Source organism: Micromonospora marincola (genome assembly GCF_056150385.1).
In genome coordinates, this window is sequence record NZ_JAXCFT010000006.1 from 249,049 (window position 1) to 269,276 (window position 20,228).

The following is a 20,228-nucleotide window of genomic DNA, read 5'->3' on the forward strand; positions in this document are numbered from 1 at the left end:
CACTCCGCTTTGTCGCCGCCAACCTCATGATCGACGGGGCGTCCGGGAGATCTTGGAAGAGTTCCGCCCCTGGAGGGGCCAATTGGTACCAAGATCTCCCTGCGACGTGGGTTGATCAAGGGTTTGCGTCGGCGGTGGGGGTGGGGGGCTTTCGTTGACCCCTTGATCACGGCCGTGCCCTGAGCTTGTCGCTGGGATGGGCTTGGTGTCCGGTCCGGTCCGGTCGGACGAGGGTGGGTCGGGGAGCGCCGGGCGGGCGAGGGTCGTGCCACGTGGCAGACGGCCGGCCTCGACCACGGGGCGGCGTACCCGCGTTGTCGGCGGCATTCCGCCTCACCCGGACACCGGGGCGGGGTGGGGCAGGTCACAAAAGGTGGGGGGTGGATGGACGTCGATCTCGGCGGGAGGCCCGTGATGTGGGATCACAGTGCCGCTCGGTGGCCGGGGACCCAGTGATGTGGCAGCATGAGGCACATGACCGCCGCTGTCGTCCGCCGCTTCGTGGCCCGCCGCCACGTCGACTACGGCCGCGTGCGCAGCGCGATCTGTCCGGCCCACTGACGACGCCCGACCCATCCGTCTCGGGCGCGTTCCGCGCCGGCCGTCATCGACACCGCCGTCCTCGGCCCTCCTGAAGGGCCGGCCGCGCCCGCGCTCCCAGGCACCGCAGCAGACAAACGGAGGACGCCGCGATGGCGGTCAGTAGCACCCCGACCCGCTCGGACCAGCCGGCTCCCGCCGCCCGGGCGCCCCGTCGGCCGCGTGGCGAGGGCCAGTGGGCGCTCGGGCACCGTGAGCCGCTCAACCCCAACGAGCGGATCAAGAAGGACGACGATCCGCTGAACGTGCGGGACCGGATCGAGAACATCTACGCCCACCGGGGCTTCGCCTCGATCGACCCGCAGGACCTGCGTGGCCGGTTCCGCTGGTGGGGCCTCTACACCCAGCGTAAGGCCGGCATCGACGGCGGGCGCACCGCCGTGCTGGAGCCGCACGAGCTGGAGGACGAGTTCTTCATGCTCCGGGTCCGGGTCGACGGCGGTCAGCTCAGCCTGGCCCAGCTCCGGGTCGTCGCGGAGATCTCCCGGGAGTTCGCCCGGGACACCGCCGACATCACCGACCGGCAGAACATCCAGTACCACTGGATCCGGGTCGAGGACATGCCGGAGATCTGGCGCCGGCTGGAGGCGGTCGGCCTGCAGACCACCGAGGCGTGCGGCGACTGTCCGCGGATCGTGCTCGGCAGCCCGGTCGCCGGGGTGGCCCGGGACGAGGTCGTCGATCCCACCCCGGCGATCGACGAGATCGTCCGCCGGTACGTCGGCGACAAGCAGTTCTCGAACCTGCCCCGCAAGTTCAAGACCTCGATCTCCTGGCTTGTCGACACCCCGTACGAGGCGAACGACATCGCGTTGCTCGGCGTCGAGCACCCGGAGCACGGCCCCGGCTTCGACGTCTGGGTGGGCGGCGGGCTCTCCACCAACCCGATGCTTGCCAAGCGGCTCGGTGTCTGGGTGCCGTTGCACGAGGTGCCGGACGTGTGGGCCGGCGTGGTGGGCATCTTCCGCGACTACGGCTACCGCCGGCTGCGTAACCGGGCCCGGCTGAAGTTCCTGGTCGCCGACTGGGGCGTGGAGCGCTTCCGGGAGGTGCTGGAGAAGGAATACCTGGGCCGGACGCTGCTCGACGGGCCGGCCGCGGAGCTGCCGGCGAAGCCGGTCGACCACATCGGCGTGCACCCGCAGCGCGACGGCGCCAACTATGTGGGTGCGGCCCCGGTGGTGGGCCGCGTGTCCGGCACCCAGCTCGCCCGGTTGGCGGACGTGGCCGAGGCGCACGGCAGCGACCGGGTGCGGCTCACGCCGTACCAGAAGCTCCTGGTTCTGGATGTGGCGCCGGAGCGGACCGAGGAGCTGGTGACCGCGTTGCGCGAGATCGGCCTGGAGGCCAGGCCGTCGGCCTGGCGGCGCAGCACGATGGCCTGCACCGGCATCGAGTTCTGCAAGCTTGCCATCGTGGAGACCAAGCGGCGCGGCGAGGAGCTTGTCGCGCGGCTGGAGGAGCGGCTGCGCGACTTCGACGCGGACATCTCCATCCACCTCAACGGCTGCCCGAACGCCTGCGCCCGCACCCAGGTCGCGGACATCGGGCTCAAGGGCCAGCTCGTGGTCGGCCCGGACGGCCGGCAGGTCGAGGGCTTCCAGGTGCACCTCGGCGGCGGCCTCGGCATGGCCGCGGGGCAGACCGCCGGCTTCGGCCGCAAGCTGCGCGGCCTGAAGACCACCGCTGACGCGCTTCCGGAGTACGTGGAACGGCTGGCCCGCCGCTACCTGGCCGGCCGGACCGACGGCGAGAGCTTCGCCAACTGGGTGATCAGAGTCGATGAGGAGGAGCTTCGATGAGTGACGCTCGATCTGCGCCTCTCTACTGCCCGTACTGCGGCGAGGAGGACCTGCGACCGCACGAGGCCGGGCACGGCGCCTGGGAGTGCCACGCCTGCGCGCGGGTGTTCTCGGTGAAGTTCACCGGCCTGCTCAGCCGGGCGGTGAACCGATGACCGGCCTGCTCTCCGCCGCCGGCCTGGGTCTGGTCGGCGCCGGCGAGGCCAGCCCGGCGGACCCGGCCCGGCGGGATCCGGAGGAGTTGCGGGCGCTGGCCGAGGAGGCCGGGCGGGAGTTGGCGGACGCGCCCGCGCTGGAGATCGCCAGGTGGGCGGCGGAGACGTTCGGCGAACGGTTCTGCGTGACCAGCTCGATGGCCGACGGCGTGGTGGCGCACCTGGTCTCCCGGGTCGCGCGCGGCGTCGACGTGGTGTTCCTGGACACCGGCCTGCACTTCCCGGAGACGCTGCGGGTCCGCGACGAGGTGGCCCGGCGGATGCCGGTGCGGGTCCGCTCGATCCGCCCCCGGATGACTGTCGGCCAGCAGGACGGCCAGTACGGGCCGCGCCTGTTCAACAGGTCCCCGGACGAGTGCTGCCAGCTACGCAAGGTGGAGCCGTTGGAGCGGGCGCTCGCCGGCTACGACGCGTGGGCTGCCGGGCTGCGCCGGGACGAGTCGCCGACCCGGGCCAACACGCCTGTGGTGGGCTTCGACGCGCGGCGCGGCAAGGTCAAGGTGAACCCGATCGCCGCCTGGACGCAGCGCGAGGTGGACGCGTACGTGGCCCGCCACGACATCCCGGTCAACGAGCTGTTCGCCCGGGGTTACGGCTCGATCGGCTGCTGGCCGTGCACCCGCCGGACGAAGGCGGGGGAGGACCCGCGGGCCGGTCGCTGGGCGATGTTCGAGAAGACCGAGTGCGGCCTGCACCTCTGACGGGCGGCGCGCCGGTGGTGCTTGTGGCGCACGGCAGTCGTGATCCGCGGGCGGCCGAGGCGACGCGGGCGTTGGCCCGGGCGGTGGCGGCCACCGGTCCGGGCCGGCCGGTGCTGCCGAGCTGGCTCGACCACACCGAGCCCGGGCCGGCTGACGTGCTGCGGCAGTTGGCCGCCGCCGGGCACCGGCGGGTGGTGCTGGTGCCGTTGTTGCTGACCGCCGCGTACCACCGGAAGGTGGACATCCCGGCGGCGGTCGCGGCGGCCGGCGCGGACCTCGACGTGCGGGTGACGGAGGTGCTGGGGCCGACCGGCGGCGCGGTGGACGGGCGGTTGCTGGCCGCCCTGCGGCGCCGGCTGGCCGAGGCCGCCGGGGAGGACGCGGACGCCGTGGTGCTGGCCGCGGCCGGCACCCGTGATCCCGCCGCGCGTGCCTCGGTGGGCCGGGTCGCCGCGGCGCTCGGCGCCGGACTGGGCGTGCGCTGCCGGGTCTCGTACGCCTCGGCCGCGCCTCCGGAGGTCGGTGGCGCGGTGGCGCGGCTGCGCGCGACGGGCGCCCGCCGGGTCGCGGTGGCCGCCTACTTCCTGGCACCGGGCCGGTTCCACGACGGGGTACGCGCGGCGGCCCGCTCGGCCGGCGCGGTGGCGGTCGCCGACCCGCTCACCGACCTGCCGGAACTCGCCGATCTGGTGCGCCGACGGGTGGACGCGGCGGCGGGCTGACCACGGTCCGGACAGCGGAACGCCCCGGCCGGGATCCCGGCCGGGGCGTTCCGCGTGTGTGTGGGTCAGGCGGAGTGAGCGCGCAACACCCGGAGACCGCCGCGGCGCTTCACCGCGCGGCGTTCCTCCTCGCTCATCCCGCCCCAGACGCCGGCGTCCTGACCGGACTCCAGCGCCCACTGCAGGCACTGGTCGGTCACGGGGCAGCGCCGGCAGACGGCCTTCGCCTGCTCCACCTGCAGGAGGGCCGGACCGGACGTCCCGATCGGGAAGAACAGCTCCGGGTCCTCGTCGCGGCAGACCGAATCGTGGCGCCAGTCCATGGCGGCAACACTCCTCATTTTAGTGGATGGCCAGATAACGCTTTGTTGCTATTCCTATATGCATCCGCATTGCCGAAAGGTGACGGTCAGCTTCCATCAATTCGGCGCTGCGTGAGCAGGCTGTGGGCCCGTGGACCTGCTGGAACAGCTCAACCGGACGAGCATATCCAGGCGATGTCCCGGTAACACGAGTTCGCTTGTGAATACTTTCACGAACTACAGCGATGTCAAGGGTGACGCTCGGAAAAACTCCGAACAGTGAGCGGGCTCACCACCCATTTGTCCCGGTTTGCGAGGGCTCTCGTTACCCGGCGTGCCACAGTCGAGGATCAATATAGTACGGTCTGCGTGACGATGCTGACATTTCCGGCACCCTTCCTCGGCGTGGCGGCCACTCACCCCTGTGCGGGCGGGGGTCCGCGTCAACCGACGGGGATACCCGAGACCTAGCAGATTACTCTCAGTGCGGCGGGTACGGATGTGAATCTGACTTTTTCCCGCTCGCCGAGATAGTCCCCATCCAGCTGGAACGGCAGCGGGCGGGCCGCGACCAGCGTGAACTCCTCCACATCGTGCAGTCGGAGCACCTGCTTGCCGTGCGGATCGGGCTTCCGGGAGAAGAACTGGGTCACTGTCCGTGCGGTGCTGGCCACCTTGAGCTGCCGGATGGCGAGCACATCGAGCCCGAGATCGAACGACGCCTCCGGGTTCGGGTTGATCTCCCGGTCACCGAGATAGGTCCAGGGCGCGGTGTTCTGGATGATCGCGGTGGCCAGCTCGGTCGCCGGCGCCTCACCCGGGCGCTCCAACGTGATCGGCGGATGGCGGCGGTCCGAGCCCACGAAGTACTGGCTGGCCGTGGACCGGAAGTAGAGGGCCGGGGTGGACACCCGGCCCCGCTTGCGGGCCTGCTCCACCCGGCGGATGACCGCCGCGTCGAGCCCGAAGCCGGCGCAGAACGTGAAGTACCTGTCGTCCGCCCGGCCCAGCCCGATCGTGCGCGACCGCCCCAGGCGCAGCCCCTCAAGGATCATGCTGGTGCCGTCCGGCCACTCCCGCGGCAACCCGAGCGCCCGGGCGAAGACGTTCGTCGAGCCACCCGGCACGGTGGCAAGCGCCGGCAGCCGCTCGGCCGAGGTCGGCCCGGTGCGGAACGTCGGCGGCTCGGCCGCCATCAGCCCGTTGACCACCTCGTTGACCGTGCCGTCGCCGCCGAGCGTGACGACCAGGTCGACGCCCTCCTGGGCCGCCTCCCGCGCCAGATCCATGGCATGGCCCCGTCGGCGGGTGTAGCGCACCGAGAGGTCGACTTCACTGCGCAGGGCCCGGACCAGCACGTCCCGGCTGCGCTCGCTTGTGGTGGTGGCCTTCGGATTGACCACCAGGACGGCCCGCATGGGCGGCACAATACCGCGCCTACCCACCGGTATCGTGGCGCCCGTGACGATCGACTCGGACCCGGTCCCCGTCCCGCTCCGCGCGGCGGTGCTCGTGCTGCGCGCCGAGGCGGTGGCGCTCGGACTTGTCGCGCTGTGGCTGATCTGGTCCGACCTCACCGCCGAGCGCGCCGACCTGACCTCGGCGCTGCTGGTGACCGCCTTCGCGGTCGCCGGGGCGGTCGCGCTCTGGGCGCTCGGCGGCGCGCTGTCCCGGCGGCGGTCGGGCGCCCGCGCGCCGGCGATCGTGCTCCAACTCATGCTGCTGCCCATCGGGTGGTACATGTTCTCCGGCGGCATGGGCTGGCTCGGGCTGCCGCTGATGGCGCTCGGGATCGGCGTCGTCGGGCTGCTGGTCAGCGGCCCGACCAACCGGGCGCTCGGCTTCGGCGACCCGGCCGGCCGGTAGTCGCCGGCCCGTTCGCCGGTGTCGCGCGACGCGCGACCCGGACCGGTCAGAAGCCGCCGGAGCGGCGGGTCAGCAGCGAGATGGTGGCCCGGCCGTCGGCGGCCCGCGCGCCGGCCCCGGTGGTCAACGCGGTGAGCACCTTCCAGGCGAAGGACGACTCGGACGGGAGCGTGGCGCCCCGCACGGTCGGCACTGTCACCTCGACGGTGAGCGCGTCCTCGGTGACCGCGAAGCGGCACTCCAGCTCGGCGTCGCGGGTGGCGATGGCGAGCAGCATGGCGCACGCCTCGTCGACCGCGATGCGCAGATCCTCGATCTCGTCGAGCGCGAACTGGAGCCGGGCCGCCAGCCCGGCCGTGGCGGTGCGGAGCACACCGAGGTAACCGCCGTCGGCGGGCACGGTGAGGTGCACGACGTCGTCGTCCGTCGTCGGATGCCCGGTCAGTTGAGTCACGCCTCATCCCCCCGGTGCGGGACTCTACCCGGTCGGTCGGTCGAACGGGTGGGTACGGTCGTCGCCCGCGTGGCAAGATCGCCCAACGCGGCCCCGGCCAGCCGGTACGGCGTCCACTCGTCCATCGGCGTGGCGCCGATCGCGGCGTAGAAGCGGGCCGCCGGGTTCCAGTTGATCATCCACCATTCGAGCCGCTGGTAGCCACGCTCGACGCAGATCGCGGCCAGGGCGGCAAGCAGCAGCCGGCCGGCGCCGGTGCCCCGGGCGTCCGGCCGGACGTAGAGATCCTCCAGGTAGATGCCGTGCACGCCGGCCCAGGTGGAGAAGTTGAGGAACCAGAGGGCGAAGCCCACCGGCTCGCCCGCCGCATCCACCGCTACGTGCCCGAACAGCGCCGGCGTGGCCTGTCGACCGCTCCAGCTCGGCGCGTCTGACGCCGCGCCGCGACCTGGAACAGTCGCGAAGAGCGCCGCGTCGAGCTGCTCGGCGGTGAGGTGGCACTGCTCCGGGGCGCGCTCGTACGCGGCGAGTTCGTGCACCATGGCGACGACGGCCGGCACGTCCTCGGGACGTACCGGCCGGATCGTCGGCGCCGTGACGGGCGAGGTCACGCCTGCTTGGTCTCCCAGAAAATCTTGGAGATCTCGTCGATCTTCGAGAGCAGCTCGTCGGCCTTGGCCGGGTCGGTCCCGCCCTTGGCGCCGGCCGCGCCGGCCAGCTTGGTGGCCTCGTTGAAGAGCTGGTGCAGGTGCGGGTACTTCTCGAAGTGCGGCGGCTTGAAGTAGTCCGTCCAGAGCACCCACAGGTGGTGCTTGACCAGGTCGGCCCGCTGCTCCTTGATCAGGATGGCGCGGGTGCGGAACTCCGGGTCGGTGTTCGCCTGGTATTTCTCGCAGATCATTTTGACGGACTCGGCCTCGATCCGGGCCTGGGCCGGGTCGTAGACGCCGCAGGGCAGGTCACAGTGGGCGCTGGCGGTCACCCGGGGCGTGAGGATGCGAGGAAGGCGCATCAGGGTCCTCCATGGGATGTTTGCGATGATCGAAGACGACATTACTCCTGGAGATGCTTTCCAGCGGGCGGGAGGTGAAACCCGTGGAGCCCGTCCTGATAACCGGCCCGTCCATGTCCCCGACGCTGCGGCACGGCGACGCGGTGCTGGTCCGCACCGGTGGCCGCCCGATCCGTCCCGGCGACGTGGTGGTCGCGGTCTTCCGCAGCCGCCCCGACCTGCTCGTGGTGAAGCGCGCGGTCGAGCCGCGCGACGGCGGCTGGTGGCTGCGCGGCGACAATGCCCTGGTCACCGACGACTCCCGGGCGTACGGGGTGGCCGACGTGCGCGGCCGGGTGGTGGCCCGCTGGTGGCCCCGACCCGGTCGGATCAGAGGTCGGCAGGGGTGACGATGGATATGACCCCGCTCACATCGTGGGAGTGGGCGCGTGACTATGCTCGGAAAGTGCCCGGGTGACCCCCCGCACCGCCGCCCCGCCGGTCGCTGACCATCGCCGACCGCGCCGGCCGGTCCGTCTGCTCGACAGATCCTGGAGTCACCATGTCTGCGTCCACCCCGGACCCCGCTGATCCCGTCTTCCGACTGCACGTCGGCGGCAAGATGGCAGTCGCCTCGACCGTGCCGCTGACCAGCCGGGAAGATCTCTCCCTCGCGTACACCCCGGGGGTTGCCCGGGTCTGCGAGGCGATCGCCGCCGATCCCGACCTCGCCGACACCTACACGTGGGTGTCGCACACCGTCGCCGTGGTCACCGACGGCTCCGCCGTACTCGGTCTGGGCAACATCGGCCCACGCGCCGCGCTGCCCGTGATGGAGGGCAAGGCGGTGCTGTTCAAGCAGTTCGCCGGCGTGGACGCGGTGCCGGTCTGCCTGGACACCCAGGACGTGGACGAGATCGTCGCGGCGGTACGGGCGATCGCGCCCTCGTTCGGCGGGATCAACCTGGAGGACATCAGCGCGCCACGCTGCTTCGAGGTGGAGCGTCGGCTGGACGAGGCGCTGCCCATCCCGGTCTTCCACGACGACCAGCACGGCACCGCGATCGTGGTGCTGGCCGCGCTGCGCAACGCCGCGACGTTGCTCAACCGCAAGCTCGGTGACCTGCGGGTGGCGGTCAGCGGGGCCGGCGCGGCCGGGGTGGCGGTCACCAAGATGCTGATCGCCGGGGGCGTCGACCCGGCCCGGGTGGTGGTGTGCGACTCACGCGGCATCATCGGCCGACACCGCGACCTCACCGGCACCAAGGCCGAACTGGCCGAACTCACGAACGCCGAAGGTCGCCAGGGTGACGTCACCGAGGCGCTGCGCGGCGCGGACGTGCTCGTCGGCGTCTCCGGCGGCCAGATCCCCGAGACGGCGGTGGCCGGCATGGCCCCCGGCGGCATCGTCTTCGCGCTTGCCAACCCCACTCCGGAGGTGCACCCCGAGGTGGCCGCCCGGCACGTCGCGGTGGTCGCCACCGGGCGCAGCGACTACCCGAACCAGATCAACAACGTGCTCGCCTTCCCGGGCGTGTTCCGCGGCGCGCTCGACGCCGGCGCCACCCGGATCACCGAGGGGATGAAGGTGGCCGCCGCCGATGCCATCGCCGGCGTGGTGGCCGAGTCGCTGACCGCGGACGCGATCGTGCCGTCGCCGCTCGACCCGCGGGTCGCCCCCGCGGTGGCGGAAGCGGTCGCCGAAGCCGCCCGCCGCGACGGGGTAGCGCGCCGCTGAGGGTGTAAGGAGGGGGCCCTTCTTATCGCCTTTTGCATAGGAAGGGCCCCTTCTTAACGGCCGCTCAGCTTGTTACCGTGCGGATCATGCGTGCTGCCTATGCCTCGGCCTTCGACGCCGACAACCCGCTCGCCGCGCTCACCGTCGGCGACCGGCCCGAGCCGACCCACCCGCAGGACGACTGGGTGACCGTGCGGGTGCGGGCCAGCTCGCTCAACCACCACGACCTCTGGTCGCTGCGCGGCGTCGGCCTGACCGCCGACCAACTCCCGATGATCCTCGGCTGCGACGCGGTCGGCACCGGCCCGGACGGCAACGAGGTGGTCATCTACCCGGTGGTGCCCACCCCGGGCGACCCCCGCGGGGTCTCCATCCTTTCCGAGCGCTTCCCGGGCACGTTCGCCGAGCTGGTCGCCGTACCCCGGATGAACCTGCTGCCGCTGCCCGACGGCCTGTCGGCCACCGACGCGGCGTGCCTGCCCACGGCCTGGCTCACCGCGTGGCGGATGCTCACCACCCGGGGTCGGGTCGCCGACGGCGAGTCGGTGCTGGTCCAGGGCGCCGGCGGCGGCGTGGCCACCGCGGCGGTCGCGCTCGGCGTCGCGCTCGGCAAACGGGTGTACGCGACCAGCCGCGACGCCGCCAAACGGGAGCGGATCGCCGAGCTCGGCGCCACCGCGCTGGAGCCCGGCGCACGCCTGCCGGAGCGGGTCGACGTGGTGGTCGAGACGGTCGGCGCGGCCACGTTCGACCACTCGCTGAAGTCCGCCGCGCCGATGGCCCGGATCGTGGTCTCCGGCGCGACCGCCGGGCACGAGCCCAAGATCAACCTGCGCCGGATCTTCGCCATGCAACTGGAGATCCTCGGCACCTCCATGGGCACCCCGGGCGAGCTTGCCGAACTGCTGGCGTTCTGCGCCGAGCACAGGGTCCGGCCGGTGGTGGACCGGATCGTGCCGTTCAGCCGCATCCCCGATGCGTTCGCCCGGCTGCACTCGGGCGAGGTCTTCGGCAAGGTGGTCGTCGACCACACGGCGTGAGGCCGGCGTGTTAAGCGGGGCCCCTCCTCTACCGCAGGCGTTAAGCGGGGACCCCGCCTTACAGGTGGTCGTCGAGGGTGGCGATGCCACCCCGGGCGGCGTCGGTGGGGAGGCGGGTCTTCGCCGACGGGTCGCCGTAGAGCGACCAGCGGAGGAACTCGACAGTGGTGTCGGCGACCACCCGCAACGCCTTCCCGTCACCGAGCAGCGCCCGGCCGTGATCACCCTTCGGCAGGCTGAGCATCGCCTTCGGCCACGGCACCGCGTCGAACACCGCCCGGCCCGCCGCGTACGACACCACCTCGTCCGCCTCGCCGTGCACGAACAACTGCGGCGCGGCGGCGCCGGCGAACCCGGTGCCCACGCCGAGCGCCGTACCGGCGAACACGATCCCGGCGTCCAGCCGCTCGTCCCGGCCGGTGGTGAACAGCCCGATGGTGGTCACGCCACCGGCGCTGTGCCCGGTCGCGGCCACCCGCTCCGGATCCAACCGGCCGTGCAGCGGATCGCCCGCCGTTTCGCCGAGCGCGAGCAGCCGGGTCAACACGTACGACACGTCGGCCGGCTGGTTGAGCACGTCCAGCGGGTTGCCGTCACCACCCCGCGCGGTGTGCGGGAACCGCGGCGCGGCCACCACGAACCCGGCCGCCGCCCAGCGCGTCAGCAACACCTGGTAGTCCTCCGGCCGGGCATTGAGGCCGTGGCTGAACAGCACCACCGGAAACCGCCCGTCGGCCGCGCGGGCGGACCGCTCGGCGGTGCCGCCGGCCGCGCCCGTCGCCGGATACCAGAGCGTCACCGGCAACGGCCGCTCGCCGTCGCGGTTCAGCTTCAGCTGGCGTACGCCGACCGCGAAGCTCTTCGTGGGCGCCTTGCCGGCGGCGACCCGCGGCGCGGGCGTGGTGGCCTGCGGTGGGGCATCGGGGGCGGGCCGCCCGGTCGGGGCGGTCGGCTCCGAACAGCCGGACAGACCGGCGCCGAGCAGGGCGGCGGTGACCAGGGCAACGGGACGACGGCGCATGAACCCGATTGTGCCTCGCGGTTTAAGGAGGGGCCCCTGTTAACGCCTGCGGTAGAGGCGGGGCCCCCTATTAACACCCTGGGCGGGCGGCGGGGTGGTGGTGCGGTGGGGCGGGTCAGCCCGTCGGGCGGTCGCCGATCGAGGACCGGAGGCGGGCCAGGTCGGCGGCATCCTTGGCGCGTCGAGAGCGCTCGGGCATCCAGACCGGGAACATCTCCTTGAACTCGATCTGCGCGGTGACACTGATCACCGGCGCCACGAGTGACCCGATCCGGCCCGGCGGCGCGTCGAGCATCCCGTCCGGCAGGGGCGTGCCCGCCCACGGCCCGGCGCCGACGACCACCCGGCCGGCCGGATCCTGGTCCAGGTAGGCGAAGCTAAGCTCGATGTCGCCGCGAAGCAGGTCAAGCTGCTTGGTCGCCGGCATCCGTGGGTCGGGGCGCCAGCCCTGCCCGCCGAGCTGGACGGCCAACCGGTCGGCGTCATGCCGCCAGCAGTACCAGTCGACGTCGACGTGGGGGCGGCTCACCGTGCCGAGGTGGAAGTCCATCGCCCAGCCGCCCCGCAGCCATACCTGAATCCCGGCCGCACCGGCCAGCTCCACGACCTCCCGGATCGCACCCAGTTGCCGCTGCTCCAGCCCGTCCACCGGGCCAACGCTACCGCTCGATGGGGGTAAGGCGGGGGCCCCTCTTAACGCCTGCGGTAGAGGCGGGGGCCCCGCTTAACACCCACCTGTTAAGCGGGGGCCCCGCCTAACGCCGTGGGTGGCGGGGTGGCGGGTGGCGGGCGGGCGGGGGCGGGTGGGGTGGATCAGGTGGGGAAGTCGCGGGTCGCGAAGGTGGTGAGGCCGGGGACGGCGGCGTCGGCGGGGAGGCGGCGTAGGGCGGCCCGGTCGGCGTAGAGCGTCCAGCGCAGGAAGTCGGTCGTGGTGGCGAGCACCTGAGCGAATCCGGGCCGGCCGGGATTCAGGTATTCGCCGTGGCCCTGGCCGGGCAGGCCGAGGAAGGCGGCCGGCCCGAGGCAGCGGGCGTACGCGGCCCGGCCCACCGACTCCGGGACGATCGGGTCGGCGGCGCCGTGCACGAACAGCAGCGGGGCGAGCGGCCGGGCGAAACTGCCGGTAAGCCGGCCGCCGGCGATCACGATGCCGCCGCGCAGCCGGGCCGGGTGACCCGAGGTGAACATGCCCCACGTGGTGTAGCCGCCGGCCGAATGCCCGGTGGCGGCGAACCGGTCCACGGCCAGGTGCGCGCCGAGCGGATCCCGGGGCCGGGCGCCCAGGCGCACCAGGTATCGGATCAGCCGCCAGGCATCGGCCGGCTGGTTGCGGACGTCGTCGCGGGTGAAGTTCCGGGCGCGCAGATTGGTACGCGGATAGGTGGGCGCCACCACCACGAATCCGGCGGCGGCCCATCGGCTGGTCAGCGGGGCGTGCAGCGCGGGCAGGCTGCGCAGCCCGTGGCTGTGTACGACCACCGGGAACCGGCCGGCGGCCACCGGCGCACCGGGGCGGATCACCGGCCCGGTGGTCCCGGGCTCCGCCGCGAGTGCGGGGCCGGGTGTCGTCGCCGGTCGGGCCGTGGCGGGGCTGAGGGAGGCGGTCGCGGGGCTAGGGGAGACGGCCGAGTCGTTGACCAACGGCCCTGGGTCGACCGGATACCAGACGGTGACCGGCAGCGGCCGGAGGCCGTCCGGGTCGACGGTGAAGTGCCGCACGCCTACCGCGTACGGCTGGTGGGGCGCGGGGCGCATACCGGCCGGAACCGGGTCGGTCGTGGCGACGTCCGAGCCGCAGCCGGCCAACATCGCCGCCGCCGCCATCAGCACGGCGACCTGCCGCATCCCCCTCACCTCTGCACGGTAGGTGACCGAGCGGGCAACCCGCGCCCGCCGTCCGGACGGCGCGCGTCTCCACCGGCCGGGCGGGTTTCGCCGGAACCGGAGAACGGGGTGGTTCGACGCCGGCCGGGTGGGTCGCTGCCGGTAGCGCGGTTTCGCTAGGGTCACGCGCATGGCTGAGAACTACACCGATCCGAGCGGCAACACCGCGCAGTTCCGCGCCTTCGTGGACGCGCCCGAGTCGGCCGCCCCGGCGCCGGCACCGTCGCGGCTGCCGCTGTTCGCCGGCCTCGGCGTGGCCGTCGTGGTCGTCGTCGCCCTGGTCGCCTGGCTCGCGTTCGGCTGAGCCCCGGGACCGTCTCGACCCACACCGGTACGCCGAGGTGGCGGCATCGGCCCGGCAGCGATACCGCCAGGTCGGCGAAGTGGTGTCGATCACGCCGGGCGGAACGTGCCGATCACGCCGGGCGGAACGCGCCGATCAAGCCGGGCGGCGTCCGCCACCCCGGCGGAACGGTTCGGTCACGCAGAGTCAGGCGGCGAGCACGTCGCGGGTCTCGCGGGCGATCTCGCGCTCCTCGTCGGTGCCGACCACCAGCACGGTGACCTCCGCGCCGGCGGGGGAGACGACCCGGTCGCCCGTACCGTCGTTGCGGGCCGGATCGACCGCGATGCCGAGCCGGTCGAGCCCGGCCAACGACGTGGCCCGCACCGCCGCGGCGTGTTCGCCGACCCCGGCGGTGAAGGCGACCGCGTCGACCCGGCCGAGCAGCGCGTAGTACGCGCCCACGTAGCCGGTGATCCGGCGGCAGTAGACATCGAACGCCAGCGCCGCGTCCGGGTCGCCGGCGTCCCGGCGGGCCAGCACCTCCCGCATGTCGTTGACGCCGGTCAGCCCGAGCAGGCCGCTGCGGTGGTTGAGCAGGTCGTCGATCTCGTCCACGCCCATTCCGCCCTCGCGGCGCAGGTGGAAGATGATCGTCGGGTCGAGGTCGCCGCTGCGGGTGCCCATCACCAACCCTTCCAGTGGGGACATGCCCATCGAGGTGGCCACGCTCCGGCCGCCCCGCACCGCGCACGCGCTCGCCCCGTTGCCCAGGTGCAGCGTGATGGTGTTCAGCTCGGCGTACGGCCGGCCGAGCAGTTCGGCGGTACGCCGCGACACGTACGCGTGCGAGGTGCCGTGGAAGCCGTACCGGCGGATGTCGTAGCGGTCGGCGGTGGCCCGGTCGATGGCGTAGGTGGCGGCGGCCTCGGGCAGCGTGTGGTGGAACGCGGTGTCGAAGACCGCGACCTGCGGGGTGTCCGGCAGCGCCTCCCGGGCGACCCGGATGCCGGCGAGGTTGGCCGGGTTGTGCAGCGGGGCGAGCGGGACGAGTTCCTCGATCGCGGTGACGACGGCGTCGTCGATGCGCACCGGGGTGCTGAACCGTCGCCCGCCGTGCACCACCCGGTGCCCGACGCCGGCGAGCCCGGTGAGGTCGAGCCGGTCGAGGATCTCCCGGACGGCGCTCTCGTGGTCGGCCGGCCCGCCGCCCGGCTCACCGATCCGCTCGACGGTGCCCTTGTCGAGGACCTGGTCGCCGTCGTACAGCAGGTATTTGACGGACGAGGATCCGCTGTTGAGGACCAGGATGCGGCTCATTCCGACGCCTCCGCGGCGGCCTGGATGGCGGTGATCGCCACCGTGTTGACGATGTCCGGCACGGTGGCTCCTCGGGACAGGTCGTTCACCGGCCGGCGTAGGCCCTGCATGACCGGGCCGACCGCCACCGCGCCGGCCGAGCGTTGCACCGCCTTGTACGTGTTGTTGCCGGTGTTCAGGTCCGGGAAGATGAACACGGTGGCCCGTCCCGCCACCGGGCTGTCCGGCAGCTTGGTGGCCGCGACCTGCGGGTCGATCGCCGCGTCGTACTGGATCGGCCCTTCGACGAGCAGGTCCGGCCGGCGCTCGCGGACGAGCGCGGTGGCCGCCGCGACCTTCTCCACGTCGGTGCCGGCGCCGGAGCTGCCGGTCGAGTACGACAGCATCGCCACCCGTGGCTCGATGCCGAACCGGGCCGCGGTGTCGGCCGACGAGATGGCGATGTCGGCGAGTTGGGCGGCGTCCGGGTCGGGGTTCACCGCGCAGTCGCCGTAGACCAGCACCCGGTCGGCGAGCAGCATGAAGAAGACGCTTGACGCGACCGAGACGCCGGGCACGGTGCGGATGATCTCGAAGGCGGGGCGGATGGTGGCGGCCGTGGTGTGGGTGGCCCCGGAGACCATCCCGTCGGCTCGGCCGGCCCGCACCATCATCGTGCCGAAGTAGTTGGGTTGTGCCATGGTGTCGTGCGCCAGCTCGGTCGTCATGCCCCGGTGCGCGCGCAGTTTCGCGTACTCGGCGGCGAACTCGTCCCGCCACTCGCTCGTCGCCGGGTCGACCACCTGGGCGTCGCCGACGTCGAGGCCCAGCTCCCGGCTGCGCCGGACGACCTCGTCCGGGCGTCCGAGCAGGGTCAGCTCGGCGACGCCGCGGCGCAGCAGGACTTCCGCCGCGCGCAGGATCCGTTCCTCGGTGCCTTCGGGCAGCACCAGCCGGCGGCGGCGGGCCCGGGCGCGGTCGATCAGGTCGTTGGAGAACATCAGCGGGGTGACCCGCGCGGAGCGGGTGACCCGGAGCCGGCGGGCCAGGTCGTCGGTGTCCACGCAGCGTTCGAACGCGCCGAGCGCGGCCTCGACCTTGCGGGGGTTGGCGGTGCTGGGGCGGCCCTCGATCCGGCTGGACGCCTCGACCGTGTCGTAGCTGTCGCTTGTCACCGACAGCACGGCCAGCCCGGTGTTCATCCGTTCGACGAGCCGCATGGCCCGCGGGTCGGGCTGCTCGCCGAGGGTGAGCACCAACCCGGCCAGTGACACCTGCCCGGCCACGTGCGCGGCGCCGGCCGCCACCAGCAGGTCGGCCCGGTCTCCGGGGGTGATCACCAGGGCGCCGTCGGTGAGATGGTCGAGCAGGGTCGGCACGTGTGCCGCGCCGACCACGTAGTCGAGCACGTCGCGGTCCAGCGCGGCCGGGTCGCCGGTGAGTCGGGTGGCGCCCAGGGCCGCCGCCACCTCGGCCACCGTCGGCGCCGACACGGTCGGCACCTCCGGGATCGCGTACGCGGGGACCGGCAGCTCGGGCAGCGTCATCGGCCCGGGCACCCGGTTGGCGACCACCGCCACCACTGTCGTGCCGAGGTCGGCCAGGTCGTGGTACGCGCCACGCATCGCCGCCGCGATCGCCTCGGGCGGCTGCCCGAACCCGTCCACCACGGGCACCACGACGCTTCCGAACTCGGTCGCCAGGCGGGCATTGAAGGCCAGCTCGCGTGGGCCGGCGCCGTCGCCGTCGGCGAAGTCGCTGCCCACCACCACGACGGCGGGGCAGCGCCGCTCCACCTCCCGGTAGCGGGCCACGATCGTCGAGATCAGTTCTTCCCGCCGGCCGTTCGCGACCAGTTCGGTGGCCTCGGCGTACGTGGCGCCGTGCAGCTCGTCGACCGGCGACTCCACCCGGTAGCGCTCGGTGAGCAGGGCCAGGATCGGGTCCGGGCCGTCGCCGGCGACGAGCGGCCGGAACACGCCGATCCGCTCGACCTGCCGGGAGAGCAACTCGGCCAGGCCGAGTGCCACGGTCGATTTTCCCCCGCCCGACCCCACTCCGGTGAGGTACACGCTGCGCGCCACGACCTCACGCTACAAGATCGCCCGAAACCCCGCCCGGGTCCTTCGACCCGGGCCCGAATGCCCAAGATCATTAGAGCGCTGGGTTCTATTGTGGCTGGTCAGGTCCACCCCCGGAGGTGAAGCTTATTTTTTTCTTATCTACAATAATCCAGGTGGAAGGCCCGACCGAACTCATTCCCGTCGCCCCCGAGCCGCCTCCCGTCTTCGTCGACTCGACCGGCCGGAGGCGTCGGCGGCTGCGTCGGCTCGCCTACTGCGCCGGCGCGGCCGGGGTGCTCTACACCGTGTTGGTGGGGGTCAGCTTCGCCGGCGGGCCGGTCGCCCCCGAGTCCGTCATCCCGTTCGTCGAGGCGTCCGCGGAGGAGGAGCAGCCGCCGTCCACCCCGCCGGCGCCACCGACGACGACAGCGGTCCCGCCGCCCACGACGGCGGTGACGGTCGCGCCACCTCCCGCCCGTCCCGCTCCGTCGCGGCCGGCGGCCACCTCGGCCACCCCCGGCGGCGCGTCCAGCAGCGCCAGCCGCAGCGCCACCGCGTCCCCCCGGCCGACCGTGAGCCCTTCGCCGTCGCGGACGACCAGGCCACCGGCCACCACCGCGCCACCCACGTCGACGCCGACCACCACCCCGCCGACCACCACCGGTCCACCCCCCTTGATCGACCTGCCCGACCTGCCCGGCCTGCTCACCGAGCCGGGCCGGACCGCCGGTGAGTGAGGACCCCACCACCCGACTGGACCCGCGGCGCGTCGCCGCCGCCCGCCGGCAGCGCGCCGGGCGACGGTCGTCCGCCGCCCGGACCGCGCCGACCGTCGCCCTGGACGCCCGGCAGATCGCCGTCGCCCGCCGGTCCCGCAGCCGGCGCATCGTGCCGCGACCGAGCTGGCTGGTCCTCACGATGGTCTTCGTCATCCTGGGCGGCCTGCTCTTCGTCGAGGCGTACGCCAACTCCGCGTTCGTGCCCGGCGAACGCACCGCGCCGGGCACCCAGCGGGAGGTGCCCACCTCGGTGATCGAGGGCGGCCCGATCGTCAACGTCGGCGCGGAGGGCCGGACCCAGTCGCACGCGCTGCCGCCGCGTACCGTCGCGCTCACCTTCGACGACGGCCCGGACTCGCGATGGACGCCCGAGGTGCTGCGGGTGCTTGAGAAATACCAGGTGAAGGCGACCTTCTTCGTCATCGGCACGCAGGTGGTGCGCAACCGCGAACTGGCCAACCGCATGGTGACCGAGGGCCATGAGCTGGGTGTGCACACGTTCACCCACCCCGACCTCGCGGTCCTGCCCGGATGGCGGCGGGAGCTGGAGTACGCGCAGACCCAACTCGCCATCGCCAGCGCCACCGGGATCCGGACGTCGCTGCTGCGCTTCCCGTACTCGTCGAGCGCCGACGCCTACACCGACCGGGACTGGCCGTTGCTCCGGCAGGCCGGTGAGCTGGGCTACCTGACCGTGGTGAACGACGTCGACAGCCGGGACTGGGAAAAGCCCACGATCGACAAGATGCTCGCCAACGCCACCCCGGCCGGCGAAGCCGGCACCGTCGCGTTGTGGCACGACGCGGGCGGCGACCGGTCCGGCACCGTGGCCGCGCTGGACCGGTACATCCCGATGATGCAGCAGCGCGGGTACACCTTCACCACGATCAGCGAGGGACTCAACCGCACCTTCGCCGCGGCCGGAGTGACAGGCCCGTCGGGTGCGCAGGTGGCCGCTCCGCGCGCCGACAGGTGGCGGGGCGCCGTGCTCGTCGGCGCGGTGAGCGTGGCCGACCACATGTTCGAAGTGTTCGGCGTCTTCTTCATCCTCGTCGGGGCGCTCACCATCGGCCGCGCCCTGCTGCTCTTCGTGCTGGCCCTGCGGCACGCGGCCCGCCGTCGCCGCTCCGACTGGTCCTGGGGTCCACCTGTCACCGATCCGGTCTCGGTGATCGTGCCGGCGTACAACGAGAAGGAGGGCATCGCCGCGGCCGTCCGTTCCCTCGCCGGCGGCGACCACCCCGGCGGCATCGAGGTGGTGGTCGTCGACGACGGTTCCACCGACGGCACCGCCGACATCGTGGCGGCGCTCGGCCTGCCGAACGTCCGGGTGGTGCGCAAGCCCAACGGCGGCAAGCCGAGCGCGTTGAACACAGGCGTCGCGCTGGCCCGGCACGAACTCATCGTCATGGTCGACGGTGACACGGTCTTCGAGTCCGACGCGGTCCGCCGCCTGGTCCAGCCCTTCGCGGACCCGCGGGTGGGCGTGGTCGCCGGCAACGTCAAGGTCGGCAACCGCCGGAGCCTGATCGCCAAGTGGCAGCACATCGAGTACGTCATCGGCTTCAACCTGGACCGCCGCCTCTACGAGACGTTGCACTGCATGCCCACCGTGCCCGGGGCGATCGGCGGGTTCCGCCGGGAGGCACTGGCCCAGGTGGGCGGGATGACCGACGAGACCCTCGCCGAGGACACCGACATCACCATGGCGCTGGGCCGGGCCGGCTGGCACATCGTGTACGAGGAGAGCGCCCGCGCCTGGACCGAGGCCCCCGCCACGCTCGGCCAGCTCTGGAAGCAGCGGTACCGGTGGAGCTACGGCACCATGCAGGCGATGTGGAAGCACCGGCGGGCGGTCCTCGACAGTGGCTCGTCCGGCCGGTTCACCCGCCGCTGCCTCGCCTTCCTGACCCTGTTCGGCGTGCTGCTGCCGCTTGCCGCCCCGGTGATCGACCTGCTGGCCCTGTACGGGTTGTTCTTCCTCGACCGGACGGAGACGGTGGTGGCCTGGCTGGCGATGCTCGCGGTGCAGTTCGTCACCGCGGTGGTGGCCTTCCGGCTGGACCGGGAGAAGCTCGGGGTGCTCTGGGTGCTGCCCCTCCAGCAGTTCGTCTACCGGCAGTTGATGTACCTGGTTCTGCTCCAGTCGGTGGTCACCGCGTTGACCGGGGGCCGGCTCGGCTGGCAGAAGCTGCGGCGTACCGGAAATCTCGACGTGGCCGCGCAGCGCGGCGTCGCCTGACGGCCGATCACGCAGGTCACTCGTCATCCTCGTCGTCGAGGCGGGCCAGCCAGGTGGCGAACCGCTCGACCGGGGTCTCGAACTCCGGGTTCAGGTCGACGAAGTCGCGCAGGCGCTCACCCAGCCACTCCAGGCTTACCTGCTCGTCGCCCCGGCGCTCGACAAGTTCCTCGATGCCACGGTCGGTGAAGTACACGCCTCATCCTCTCGTCGGACGGCAGCGGCC

At 72.8% G+C, this 20,228-nt stretch carries 22 protein-coding genes; 10 read left to right on the forward strand and 12 right to left on the reverse strand.

Going from position 1 to position 20,228, the window contains the following annotated elements; translation table 11 throughout:
* The first annotated feature begins 692 nt into the window (after positions 1–692).
* The 4 genes from SM450_RS16935 to SM450_RS16950 are packed head-to-tail and all read left to right on the forward strand — an operon-like array spanning position 693 to position 4,040.
* The gene (locus tag SM450_RS16935; RefSeq protein ID WP_474620676.1) at positions 693–2,402 is read left to right on the forward strand and encodes a nitrite/sulfite reductase; all 1,710 of its coding nucleotides are present in this window, start codon (positions 693–695) and stop codon (positions 2,400–2,402) included.
* Positions 2,399–2,557, forward strand: a complete 159-nt coding sequence (locus SM450_RS16940) for an IS1 family transposase (protein WP_139128717.1) — start codon at positions 2,399–2,401, stop codon at positions 2,555–2,557. Before SM450_RS16935 ends, SM450_RS16940 begins: the two co-directional genes overlap by 4 nt.
* Complete coding sequence (locus SM450_RS16945; RefSeq protein ID WP_474620677.1) at positions 2,554–3,318, forward strand: phosphoadenylyl-sulfate reductase; 765 nt, start codon at positions 2,554–2,556, stop codon at positions 3,316–3,318. Before SM450_RS16940 ends, SM450_RS16945 begins: the two co-directional genes overlap by 4 nt.
* Positions 3,300–4,040 (forward strand): sirohydrochlorin chelatase, encoded by a 741-nt coding sequence (locus SM450_RS16950; protein WP_474620678.1) that lies wholly within the window; start codon positions 3,300–3,302, stop codon positions 4,038–4,040. The genes SM450_RS16945 and SM450_RS16950 overlap by 19 nt, the downstream gene beginning before the upstream one ends.
* Before the next feature lie 65 nt (positions 4,041–4,105).
* Here SM450_RS16950 and SM450_RS16955 read toward each other — a convergent pair whose 3' ends face one another.
* Positions 4,106–4,363, reverse strand: a complete 258-nt coding sequence (locus SM450_RS16955; protein WP_013288358.1) for a WhiB family transcriptional regulator — start codon at positions 4,361–4,363, stop codon at positions 4,106–4,108.
* Positions 4,364–4,809: 446 nt separating this feature from the next.
* Positions 4,810–5,760 (reverse strand): diacylglycerol/lipid kinase family protein, encoded by a 951-nt coding sequence (locus SM450_RS16960; RefSeq protein ID WP_474620679.1) that lies wholly within the window; start codon positions 5,758–5,760, stop codon positions 4,810–4,812.
* Between the two features lie 43 nt (positions 5,761–5,803).
* Between SM450_RS16960 and SM450_RS16965 the strand changes: the two genes are divergently transcribed.
* Positions 5,804–6,208: a hypothetical protein gene (locus SM450_RS16965; RefSeq protein WP_474620680.1), complete on the forward strand. Its 405-nt coding sequence runs from the start codon at positions 5,804–5,806 to the stop codon at positions 6,206–6,208.
* 46 nt (positions 6,209–6,254) lie between these two features.
* Here the strand turns inward: SM450_RS16965 and SM450_RS16970 are convergent, their stop codons facing one another.
* The 3 genes from SM450_RS16970 to sodN are packed head-to-tail and all read right to left on the reverse strand — an operon-like array spanning position 6,255 to position 7,674.
* On the reverse strand, positions 6,255–6,662 hold the full coding sequence (locus SM450_RS16970; protein ID WP_474620681.1) for an ATP-binding protein: 408 nt from the start codon (positions 6,660–6,662) through the stop codon (positions 6,255–6,257).
* Positions 6,659–7,273: an N-acetyltransferase family protein gene (locus SM450_RS16975; protein WP_474620682.1), complete on the reverse strand. Its 615-nt coding sequence runs from the start codon at positions 7,271–7,273 to the stop codon at positions 6,659–6,661. The genes SM450_RS16970 and SM450_RS16975 overlap by 4 nt, the downstream gene beginning before the upstream one ends.
* Positions 7,270–7,674: a superoxide dismutase, Ni gene (sodN, locus tag SM450_RS16980; RefSeq protein ID WP_396777918.1), complete on the reverse strand. Its 405-nt coding sequence runs from the start codon at positions 7,672–7,674 to the stop codon at positions 7,270–7,272. The genes SM450_RS16975 and sodN overlap by 4 nt, the downstream gene beginning before the upstream one ends.
* Positions 7,675–7,727: 53 nt before the next feature.
* Here sodN and SM450_RS16985 point away from each other — a divergent pair, with 53 nt between their 5' ends.
* From SM450_RS16985 to SM450_RS16995, 3 genes are all read left to right on the forward strand, one after another.
* Positions 7,728–8,063 carry a S26 family signal peptidase gene (locus SM450_RS16985; RefSeq protein ID WP_474620683.1) on the forward strand — a complete coding sequence of 112 codons (336 nt, stop codon included), beginning with the start codon at positions 7,728–7,730 and terminating at the stop codon, positions 8,061–8,063.
* Between the two features lie 152 nt (positions 8,064–8,215).
* Positions 8,216–9,391 (forward strand): NAD(P)-dependent malic enzyme, encoded by a 1,176-nt coding sequence (locus tag SM450_RS16990; RefSeq protein WP_474620684.1) that lies wholly within the window; start codon positions 8,216–8,218, stop codon positions 9,389–9,391.
* 77 nt (positions 9,392–9,468) lie between these two features.
* Positions 9,469–10,431, forward strand: a complete 963-nt coding sequence (locus SM450_RS16995; RefSeq protein WP_474620685.1) for a zinc-binding dehydrogenase — start codon at positions 9,469–9,471, stop codon at positions 10,429–10,431.
* A 58-nt stretch (positions 10,432–10,489) separates the two neighbouring features.
* Here the strand turns inward: SM450_RS16995 and SM450_RS17000 are convergent, their stop codons facing one another.
* The 3 genes from SM450_RS17000 to SM450_RS17010 all read right to left on the reverse strand — a co-directional run bounded on the left by SM450_RS17000 (position 10,490) and on the right by SM450_RS17010 (position 13,306).
* Positions 10,490–11,452, reverse strand: coding sequence for an alpha/beta hydrolase family protein (locus SM450_RS17000; RefSeq protein WP_474620686.1), 963 nt, complete (start codon positions 11,450–11,452; stop codon positions 10,490–10,492).
* 115 nt (positions 11,453–11,567) lie between these two features.
* The gene (locus SM450_RS17005) at positions 11,568–12,101 is read right to left on the reverse strand and encodes a nucleotidyltransferase domain-containing protein (RefSeq protein ID WP_474620687.1); all 534 of its coding nucleotides are present in this window, start codon (positions 12,099–12,101) and stop codon (positions 11,568–11,570) included.
* A gap of 164 nt (positions 12,102–12,265) precedes the next feature.
* Positions 12,266–13,306: an alpha/beta hydrolase family protein gene (locus SM450_RS17010; protein ID WP_474620688.1), complete on the reverse strand. Its 1,041-nt coding sequence runs from the start codon at positions 13,304–13,306 to the stop codon at positions 12,266–12,268.
* Positions 13,307–13,466: 160 nt separating this feature from the next.
* On the opposite strand from SM450_RS17010, the gene SM450_RS17015 reads away from it, so the two are divergent.
* On the forward strand, positions 13,467–13,640 hold the full coding sequence (locus tag SM450_RS17015; protein ID WP_474620689.1) for a hypothetical protein: 174 nt from the start codon (positions 13,467–13,469) through the stop codon (positions 13,638–13,640).
* A 186-nt stretch (positions 13,641–13,826) separates the two neighbouring features.
* On the opposite strand, the gene SM450_RS17020 is transcribed toward SM450_RS17015, so the two are convergent.
* The 3 genes from SM450_RS17020 to SM450_RS17030 all read right to left on the reverse strand — a co-directional run bounded on the left by SM450_RS17020 (position 13,827) and on the right by SM450_RS17030 (position 17,642).
* Entirely contained in the window at positions 13,827–14,939 is a 1,113-nt protein-coding gene (locus SM450_RS17020; RefSeq protein ID WP_474620690.1) for an acetate/propionate family kinase, read from the reverse strand.
* Entirely contained in the window at positions 14,936–17,002 is a 2,067-nt protein-coding gene (pta, locus tag SM450_RS17025) for a phosphate acetyltransferase (RefSeq protein ID WP_474620691.1), read from the reverse strand. Before pta ends, SM450_RS17020 begins: the two co-directional genes overlap by 4 nt.
* Positions 17,003–17,279: 277 nt before the next feature.
* Complete coding sequence (locus tag SM450_RS17030) at positions 17,280–17,642, reverse strand: GTPase (RefSeq protein WP_474620692.1); 363 nt, start codon at positions 17,640–17,642, stop codon at positions 17,280–17,282.
* A gap of 257 nt (positions 17,643–17,899) precedes the next feature.
* On the opposite strand from SM450_RS17030, the gene SM450_RS17035 reads away from it, so the two are divergent.
* The gene (locus tag SM450_RS17035; protein WP_474620759.1) at positions 17,900–20,002 is read left to right on the forward strand and encodes a bifunctional polysaccharide deacetylase/glycosyltransferase family 2 protein; all 2,103 of its coding nucleotides are present in this window, start codon (positions 17,900–17,902) and stop codon (positions 20,000–20,002) included.
* A 16-nt stretch (positions 20,003–20,018) separates the two neighbouring features.
* On the opposite strand, the gene SM450_RS17040 is transcribed toward SM450_RS17035, so the two are convergent.
* Positions 20,019–20,198, reverse strand: a complete 180-nt coding sequence (locus tag SM450_RS17040) for a DUF6104 family protein (RefSeq protein ID WP_091068787.1) — start codon at positions 20,196–20,198, stop codon at positions 20,019–20,021.
* Between the last annotated feature and the right edge of the window lie 30 nt (positions 20,199–20,228).

Excerpts from the sequence above, each read along its gene's own strand:
- SM450_RS16985 (WP_474620683.1), top strand. The coding sequence starts at position 7,728 with ATGCTTTCCAGCGGGCGGGAGGTGAAACCCGTGGAGCCCGTCCTGATA.
- SM450_RS17015 (WP_474620689.1), top strand. The coding sequence starts at position 13,467 with ATGGCTGAGAACTACACCGATCCGAGCGGCAACACCGCGCAGTTCCGC.
- sodN (WP_396777918.1), bottom strand. The coding sequence starts at position 7,674 with ATGCGCCTTCCTCGCATCCTCACGCCCCGGGTGACCGCCAGCGCCCAC.
- SM450_RS16990 (WP_474620684.1), top strand. The coding sequence starts at position 8,216 with ATGTCTGCGTCCACCCCGGACCCCGCTGATCCCGTCTTCCGACTGCAC.
- SM450_RS16960 (WP_474620679.1), bottom strand. The coding sequence starts at position 5,760 with ATGCGGGCCGTCCTGGTGGTCAATCCGAAGGCCACCACCACAAGCGAG.
- SM450_RS16940 (WP_139128717.1), top strand. The coding sequence starts at position 2,399 with ATGAGTGACGCTCGATCTGCGCCTCTCTACTGCCCGTACTGCGGCGAG.
- SM450_RS16935 (WP_474620676.1), top strand. The coding sequence starts at position 693 with ATGGCGGTCAGTAGCACCCCGACCCGCTCGGACCAGCCGGCTCCCGCC.
- SM450_RS17035 (WP_474620759.1), top strand. The coding sequence starts at position 17,900 with ATGGTCTTCGTCATCCTGGGCGGCCTGCTCTTCGTCGAGGCGTACGCC.
- SM450_RS16955 (WP_013288358.1), bottom strand. The coding sequence starts at position 4,363 with ATGGACTGGCGCCACGATTCGGTCTGCCGCGACGAGGACCCGGAGCTG.
- SM450_RS16945 (WP_474620677.1), top strand. The coding sequence starts at position 2,554 with ATGACCGGCCTGCTCTCCGCCGCCGGCCTGGGTCTGGTCGGCGCCGGC.
- SM450_RS17020 (WP_474620690.1), bottom strand. The coding sequence starts at position 14,939 with ATGAGCCGCATCCTGGTCCTCAACAGCGGATCCTCGTCCGTCAAATAC.
- SM450_RS17000 (WP_474620686.1), bottom strand. The coding sequence starts at position 11,452 with ATGCGCCGTCGTCCCGTTGCCCTGGTCACCGCCGCCCTGCTCGGCGCC.